Annotated in this window: 1 protein-coding gene; it reads right to left on the minus strand. The window is 48.2% G+C overall.

Annotated elements, in window-relative coordinates; genetic code table 11:
- Positions 1–1,835, minus strand: a 1,835-nt coding sequence (locus tag CLV51_RS29340) for a DUF6443 domain-containing protein (protein WP_245899012.1), incomplete at both ends; no start/stop codon positions are given.

The following is a 1,835-nucleotide window of genomic DNA, read 5'->3' on the forward strand; positions in this document are numbered from 1 at the left end:
AAGTCGGCCACCGTCAAACGATTGGTATTATCGTAGCTGTAACCATAAGCCCTGGCAATGCTGTTGCTCCTGCTTTTCCATTTTATCCCGGCAATATTGCCGTTGTATTGATTGCTTACAAAGCCGGCATCATAGTCCAGTTCCTGCCCGAACCAGTTGCTGGTACTACCAGCTGTATTCACAAATGTTTTATTGATACCATGTAACCATCCCCGGATATTGTATTCGTAGGAGAGCTGCTCAATAGGGGCGCTGGTGCCATTGATACCGAGTTTCTTTGTTTTTAATCTCCCCAGCTCATCATAATCATTGGTGGCAATGGTGCGCTCCAATGTGGTGGTATCGTTCAGCCTTTTCTTTATGCTGGTCAATCTGCCCGCAGCATCATACGCCATCATGGTCAGCACGGTCGTTTGCGGGGTAGGGCCGCAGCGTTGGTTTTTATGGCGTAAATACGTGCTTAATACTTTCCCGTTAAAGTCATATAGTGTAGTGGTTACATCCTGTGCGCCGGAAATATTATCACCGATAGTCTGTATCACCCGGCCTTTATCATTGTAGTAGATAGTGGCGGTCAGCCACCCGTCACTGGTACCCAGCACCTTTACTTTTGTACCCGTCACTATCCCTTTGGTCATGCTGCTGGTGGCGGTTACCGGCTCGGAGTAAGGATTGGTGCCGGCCTGTGGTTTACTGAAATCTGTTGTTAGTGGGGCTTGTACACCAGTGAAATTGTATTTATCATAGAAGGTATAAGTGAGCGGTGTTAAAGCGCTGGCAGGTATACTGGGTAGGGGGTTAGTAGCGGTAATAATAGTAGTGCCCTGGTCAAGATTAGTGTTGATGAGTGCCTCTGTTGTACCACCAGCGCCGCTGTCAAACCCGGCTTCAAGAGAGATGCTGTTGGTTGCCTGGTATTGGGGACGGGCATCATAGGATGCAACCACCAGGTCGGCTACTCCCGGGAAAGTATAACTGATGCTTTGGGTATTGGAGGTAGCAATATTCATGCTGGCCTGCAACGTGGCACGGGTGGCTGTACTGTTATACAGCGCTGTTTCTATGGGCCTGTTTAAAGTATCGTAGAAAGTAACCAGCCAGTTGTTTTTCAATTTCATGTTGCCATCCCTGCTAAATACCAGCCGGTCCCTCAGATCATATACCATCTCTGTGGAATCTGCTCCCGGAACCTTTTTGACGATCAGGCGGTGTTTAGCATCATAACGATATATAAAGCATAACTCACCAGCAACCGGCGACAGATCAGGGTTGCCGGCAATCGCCTGCACTGCTAACGGGGGCACTATTACCCGTAAGTTACCCAGGTAATCATAAATATAATAAGTGCATAACCAGCCATCATGGCCTGTACCCGGGTTGCTGGCATACTGTATTTTATTTAATATAACATGCCCTTCTTTATCCTTATATGCGATCGACTGCCTGCCTGCTTCGTCTGTAATAACGTCTTTCGATAACTCCCCAGCCGCGTAAACCGCTGATGTTACCGGTAAAAGGCCACCACCCATACTCCAGTTCATTACGGAGTCTGCAACCGTATTGAGTAAATACTGATGTGAAACGGGGTGATTGCCGCCCGTCTGGGCCCAGCTGTTACCAGGTGCATAGGCCCGGGCAGTGCGGTTTAATGGAGACGGCTCAAAAACAGCCTGGTTATAATAAATACTTTCACCTATGGTCCCCGGGTTAAGCGTGTTGTTCTGGTAGAACGTCTGCTGACTGTTAAAGGGATCTGTTTTAAACGAGCCATCATTGGTATTGCCACTTTGCGGCACATACGGCAGATAACTGTATTGCACCCTGCCCAGGTTATC

Source organism: Chitinophaga niastensis (genome assembly GCF_003014755.1).
Lineage (GTDB): Bacteria > Bacteroidota > Bacteroidia > Chitinophagales > Chitinophagaceae > Chitinophaga > Chitinophaga niastensis.